Source organism: Enterobacter sp. 01-M-02-SI-ECC (genome assembly GCF_047530595.1).
Lineage (GTDB): Bacteria > Pseudomonadota > Gammaproteobacteria > Enterobacterales > Enterobacteriaceae > Enterobacter > Enterobacter cloacae_M.
In genome coordinates, this window is record NZ_JBLKCZ010000001.1 from 636,828 (window position 1) to 642,827 (window position 6,000).

At 52.6% G+C, this 6,000-nt stretch carries 4 protein-coding genes and 1 pseudogene; 2 read left to right on the top strand and 3 right to left on the bottom strand.

The genetic code is table 11. The features are described 5' to 3' along the window. The first annotated feature begins 212 nt into the window (after positions 1-212). The gene (locus ACMWLG_RS03180; protein ID WP_045401352.1) at positions 213-1,253 is read left to right on the top strand and encodes an oxidoreductase; all 1,041 of its coding nucleotides are present in this window, start codon (positions 213-215) and stop codon (positions 1,251-1,253) included. A 52-nt stretch (positions 1,254-1,305) separates the two neighbouring features. Here the strand turns inward: ACMWLG_RS03180 and add are convergent, their stop codons facing one another. The 3 genes and pseudogenes from add to ACMWLG_RS03195 form a co-directional block, all read right to left on the bottom strand. Further along, the gene (gene add / locus ACMWLG_RS03185; protein WP_045353860.1) at positions 1,306-2,307 is read right to left on the bottom strand and encodes an adenosine deaminase; all 1,002 of its coding nucleotides are present in this window, start codon (positions 2,305-2,307) and stop codon (positions 1,306-1,308) included. A gap of 96 nt (positions 2,308-2,403) precedes the next feature. Next, on the bottom strand, positions 2,404-3,576 hold the full coding sequence (locus tag ACMWLG_RS03190; RefSeq protein ID WP_045401349.1) for a MalY/PatB family protein: 1,173 nt from the start codon (positions 3,574-3,576) through the stop codon (positions 2,404-2,406). A gap of 48 nt (positions 3,577-3,624) precedes the next feature. Next, positions 3,625-4,092, bottom strand: a pseudogene (locus tag ACMWLG_RS03195) (glucose PTS transporter subunit EIIB); the annotation flags it as partial. Between the two features lie 418 nt (positions 4,093-4,510). On the opposite strand from ACMWLG_RS03195, the gene ACMWLG_RS03200 reads away from it, so the two are divergent. Beyond that, positions 4,511-5,233, top strand: coding sequence for a YagK/YfjJ domain-containing protein (locus ACMWLG_RS03200; RefSeq protein ID WP_059368960.1), 723 nt, complete (start codon positions 4,511-4,513; stop codon positions 5,231-5,233). Positions 5,234-6,000: the final 767 nt, after the last annotated feature.

Genomic DNA, 6,000 nt, shown 5'->3' on the forward strand with positions numbered 1-6,000 from the left:
TCCATAAATACAGGTCGCAAATGTTACAGCGACGTTTCCCCGACGGCAAGCGCTTTGGGAACGGTTCCCTTAAACAAAATCAGTGGGTTAATACTATGTAACAAAAACAACCCGTACAACCTGCTATTTTAAGTCATATGGCACATTATTAATCTGTGGTAATGCCAGGCTAGCCAGTGTGAAATAAGAACGTCATAAAAGAGGACGGCACTATGAGTGATAATATCCGCGTTGGGCTTATCGGCTACGGGTATGCAAGCAAAACGTTTCATGCGCCTCTGATAGCCGGAATGCCGGGGATGACCCTGGCTGCGGTATCCAGCAGCGATGCCGCTAAAGTCCATGCCGACTGGCCTTCCGTGCCGGTTGTCTCTGAGCCAAAACACCTTTTCAACGATCCGAATATCGATTTAATCGTTATCCCCACCCCGAACGACACCCACTTTCCGCTGGCAAAGGCCGCGCTGGAGGCCGGTAAACACGTGGTGGTCGATAAGCCCTTTACCGTCACGCTGTCTCAGGCTCGCGAGCTGGATGCGCTGGCAAAGAGTCTCGGCAGGCTGCTGTCGGTGTTTCATAACCGCCGCTGGGACAGCGACTTTCTGACGGTAAAAAGGCTTCTCAGTGAAGGCACGCTAGGGGAGATCCTCTTCTTTGAATCGCACTTTGACCGCTTCCGTCCGCAGGTACGAAACCGCTGGCGCGAGCAGGCTGGTCCAGGCAGCGGCATCTGGTACGATTTAGCCCCGCATCTGCTGGATCAGGCGGTCAATCTTTTTGGTCTGCCGGTGAGCATGACGGTCGATCTGGCCCAGCTCCGGCCCGGAGCGCAGACGACCGATTACTTCCACGCGGTGCTCAGCTACCCGCAGCGGCGGGTTGTGCTGCACGGCACGATGGTCGCGGCCGCGGAATCGGCCCGCTACATTATTCACGGCACGCGCGGGAGCTACGTGAAGTTTGGCCTCGATCCGCAGGAGGACCGGCTGAAAAGCGGTGAACGTTTGCCGCAGGAAGACTGGGGCTATGATATGCGCGACGGCGTGGTAACGCGGGTGGAAGGTGAGGAACTGGTAGAGGAGACCTTGCTGACGATCCCGGGCAACTATCCGGCCTATTACGCGGGCATCCGCGATGCGCTGAGCGGCACGGGCGAAAATCCTGTTCCGGCCAGCCAGGCGATTCAGATTATGGAGCTGATTGAGCTGGGTATTGAATCTGCCAAACATCGCGCCACGCTCTGTCTGGCATAATTTTAAATATTTTTGTAGGCCGGGTAAGGCGTAGCCGTCACCCGGCAAATGCTCAACCGCGAGCCACTTTATCTTTAAGCGCCTGCTTCTCTTCAGGCGTCAGGAAAGCGATCTCCAGCCCGTTGATCTGCGCCTGACGGATCTGCTCGCGGCTCAGCCCCGCCTGCGGTGCGGCGATGTTGTACTCGTGGATGATATCCACGCCCTGTACTGCCGGATCGTCCGTGTTCAGCGAGGCCAGCACGCCGTGTTCAAGGAACGTTTTCAGCGGATGATGCGCCAGCGTTGCGACGGTGCTGGTCTGAATGTTAGACGTCAGGCATGACTCAATCCCGATGCGCTGCTCCGCCAGGAAATCCATCAGGGCGCGATCTTCTACCGCCTTCACGCCGTGACCAATACGCTCGGCGCCCAGCTCTCGGATGGCCTGCCAGATGCTTTCCGGGCCAGCCGCTTCACCCGCATGCACGGTAATGTGCCAGCCGGCATCGCGCGCGCGGTTGAAGTGGGAGAGGAACAGACTGCCCGGGAAGCCCAGCTCGTCACCGGCGAGATCGACGGCGGTGATGGCATCGCGATGGGCCAGCAGCGCTTCCAGCTCCTGCAGGCAGGCGGCTTCGCCGAACGTACGGCTCATAATGCCAATCAGACGGGCCTGAACGTCGAAGGTTTTACATCCTTCGCGGACGCCTTCAATCACGGCTTCCACCACGCCTGCAACGGGCAGGTTGTGGGTCATCGCCATATAGCCCGGCGAGAAGCGCAGCTCGACGTAATGCAGGCCGTTACGGGCCGCATCTTCAATGTTTTCAAACGCCACGCGGCGGCAGGCATCCAGCGAGGCCAGCATCTTCACGCCCCAGTCGAGTTTGCTCAGGAAGCTGACCAGGTCCGGTTCATTGGAGGTCACCTGTACGTGAGGGATCAGCGACTCAAGCGTCTGCGCAGGAAGCGTTAAATTGAACTGGCGGCCAAGATCGAGGATGGTTTGGGCACGAATGTTACCGTCAAGGTGACGATGAATATCAGTTAAAGGCAGGCGTGTATCAATCATGGTCGCACTCTTTTCTGGTTAAAGTGCGCCATATTATAAAAACAAAACGGGGTAAAAAGCTATTTGCGCAAGGGAATATTCCGTTGCGCAAATTGATTACAGGAGCGTGTTAATCCCGGCAATGAGGCGTTGCACCCCTTGTTCCAGCTTGCTGCGTGGACAGCCGGCGTTCAGGCGAACAAAGCCGTTTCCCTCTTTGCCGTAGGTATATCCCGGCATGATGGCGACTTTTTGCTGCTCGATTAGCACTTTTTGCAGCGCCCGATCGTCAATGTTCAGCGGGCGCAGGTCAATCCAGGCCAGGTAGGTCGCTTCGGGCGGCTGCCAGTTCAGTTTCGGAAAGGCGCGGTTTACTTCCTGCGCGATATACAACAGATTCTCTTCCAGATATCCCCGCAGGGCATCCAGCCACGGCCCTCCCTGCTGATAGGCGGCGATATGCGCCGTTAGCGCCAGCACGGAAGGAGAAGAGAGCCCGTCCCGGCCTTTTAGTGCGCTGAGATAACCGTTACGGCTCTCCTCATCACCAATAAGGCCGTAAGCGCCCGTCAGCGCCGGAATATTAAAGCTTTTCGAGCCGGAGGTGAGAAGCGCCCATTTGCCGCGCGCCACCGCGCTCCACGGCGTGTGACGATGCTCTCCCCACACCATGTCCATATGAATTTCATCGCTGATAACCGCCACGTCATTGCGTGCGCACAGTTCAGCCATCTGCGTCAGCTCGTCCCTCGTCCAGACCTTGCCGGTTGGGTTTTGCGGGCTGCACAGCAGCAAAATTTTGTTTTCAGGTTTTGCCAGGGCCGCTTCCAGCGCAGCCATATTTCCCTGCCAGCCTGCGGCGTGCTTTTCCATCTCCACGGGCACCACATGACGCGCATTCCCTTCAATAGCTTTGTAAAACGCGTCGTATGCCGGGGTGTGAACCACTACGCCGTCGCCTGGGTGTGACCAGAGACGAATCAGCTCTGACACCATGTAGATAACGGAAGGACCATAAACGACGGTTTCCGTATCAATCGTGCTGTTAAAGCGCTGCTGGAACCAGTGCGCGACGGCGGCGAGAAACTCCTCGTTCTTCCAGCGGCTGTAGCCCAGCACGCCGTGATTAATGCGCTGATGCAGCGCGTCGGTAATGCAGGGCGCGGTGGCGAAATCCATATCCGAGATGGTGAAGGGCAGCAGATCGGCCGCGCCAAAGCGGTCGGCGACGTAGTCCCACTGCGTACACCAGGTGCCGTGTCGATCCACGACGGTAGAAAAATCAAACATGACGTGAGTCCTTAAAGTAAAACCCCCTCATGAGAGGGGGCTGAGGCATCAGGCTTCAACTGTTCGCATCAGGGTTGCCAGCTCATCCTTCACCGACTGGACCTGCGGGCCGATAACCACCTGCAAATTGTGCTGATTTAACTGTACCACGCCGATGGCCCGGTTGGCTTTCAGGGCGTTGGTATCCACTTTTGACATATCCGCCACCGACAGACGCAGGCGGGTGATGCAGTTATCGAGCGAGGTGATGTTATCCGCACCGCCCAGCGCCGCCAGAATGGCCGGTGTGTTGTAGCCGGATTTGCCCACGGTCCCGGCAACCGCCTGTTCAACGCTGCTCGCCGTATCGGTATCGCGGCCAGGCGTTTTCAGGTTAAAGCGGGTGATGGCGAAGCGGAAGATGCCGTAGTAAACCGCAAACCAGATAGCCGCCACGACCGGCACCAGGTACCACTTGGTGGACAGGCCGTGCAGGATCCCGAACACCACGAAGTCGATCACGTTGCCGTCGGTGTTCACTGAAGTGTAATGGGTATAATTGATATTTGCCGATGTACACTGTGAACAATCAGGTTACTGCAATGTTGAAAATTACAGCTCCCACTCAACTGTGTATACCGGAAGGAAGCCAAAGACAAGATTGTAAATCCCTTTGAATTTCTCCGTTGTTACCAACACCCCACACAATCATCATCCCTCTTTTATCAAGGCATGATTTCCGTTGCCCCCTTTCACTCCTTCTGATATGATAATGAGTTATTATAAATATTTCCGTAAACTTTGTTCCGTAGTATTTCTCTCCTCGAAAACATCCCCAACGTCAGATGCAAGGCGGCTTTGCGCTATCGCAAATGCCATCGTTTTACCGTGGTTTTAGGTAGTAACTATGTAGGGGGTGTGATCTCTTTCTGAGTACAAAAAGGTTAATTTAACAATGATGCAACAATCACAAACCCTATTCGAATCGTCGGTTTTATCGGCAACAAGTTTTCGTACCGTCTACCATGAACACGGACGTTACAAAACAATTAATGGCAACTCCTTTGTTCATGATGGTCATGCATACCGGATTAACACAAGAATCGGCTCTGGTGTTCGTCATGACATACTTATTTCAACAATCAACGAACTGAACGCAATCCTGAAGCTCTACAGTCGAGTGTTCCTTACCCGTTTTGATCTCCACCTCCCTGAGTTCACTTCTGTTGAAGCAGGTAACAAATACATACGCAACTTGTTCAAACGATTACGTGACTGCCTAGGGTCTGGGAATAACGGTTTATCGGAACCTATTATCGATTTTGCTTACGGTTGGGTTTGCGAACAGGAAAAGGCTTCACAACCCCATTACCATTGCTGGATTGCACTTCCACATCGTTCGGTAAGATGGTTTGGAACGCCAGAAAGAGGGATCGCTGGTATTATTACGGAAATCTGGATGAAACTGACAGGTGGTAAAGCAACGCTGGTAAACTTGGCTAAAGCCACTAAAGACTATCCCGATCACTACGTCATTCATCGTGAACATCCTTCATCACTCGAAGGTCCGGTATTCTGGCTTTCTTACCTGGCAAAAGAACGCGGTAAAGCGCAAACAGGGAAGGGAACGCGCATGTACTCAACATCAAAATTGAGTAGCAAAGTACTGAATTCGTAAATATCGCACAGGAAGCCCGTAGCGCGTTTTTCTTTCCAAGGTATGCAATCGCATTACCCATATCATGAAAATCGCTTACAGCCTCGCTCAGAGCGTTTTAAGGCATGATTTGTTCCTGGTTAACTTTATGCTTCGGTCAGATGCATGATAGTTCAACTATAGTTGCTATGCTGATACATTCATACATTACTTCAAAATTCCGAGCGCAGCGAGGGACACGAACGTAGTGAGTGTCTGTGTACTATGTACTGTTTATAATATTTATATTTTATATATAGAAAAAACAGTACATTTCCGTATGTTTTTTAATCAACGCTAACTATCCGTCTTCGCTTCGCTTGACGGAACTCGCTTCGCTCGCGGTCTTGTTTTTGGGTTGTTGGAACGTGCCCGTCATTCTTGATGCATGTTCCAGTTCCCTTTAATCGTAGGAAGACTTAATCCCACTTTTTGCTTGGCTGAGACCTCTTCATATTGGCTTCCAGAAGTCGCTTACGAATATCTGTTGCAACCGCCTAACTTTTACCTACCTTCCTTGCTCGGTCAAGACCTTCTTTAGTTCTCTATGCAATGTGTAGTCTATTGATATAATTAGTATTTTATTCGAGATTATGTAATTGTGTGAAAAAGGATGAAAAACACACTTTTTGTATTAGCATTAGCCTCCGTTGACCTGCTCCCCGTTGATTAGTACACCCCGATGTTAGTAATGTCTTCATAAGCCACATGAGGACATCCCCATGAAGAAGCGTTTTTCCGACGAACAG

Coding starts and splice junctions, on each gene's coding strand:
- ACMWLG_RS03180 (WP_045401352.1), top strand. CDS start 213: ATGAGTGATAATATCCGCGTTGGGCTTATCGGCTACGGGTATGCAAGC.
- add (WP_045353860.1), bottom strand. CDS start 2,307: ATGATTGATACACGCCTGCCTTTAACTGATATTCATCGTCACCTTGAC.
- ACMWLG_RS03190 (WP_045401349.1), bottom strand. CDS start 3,576: ATGTTTGATTTTTCTACCGTCGTGGATCGACACGGCACCTGGTGTACG.
- ACMWLG_RS03200 (WP_059368960.1), top strand. CDS start 4,511: ATGATGCAACAATCACAAACCCTATTCGAATCGTCGGTTTTATCGGCA.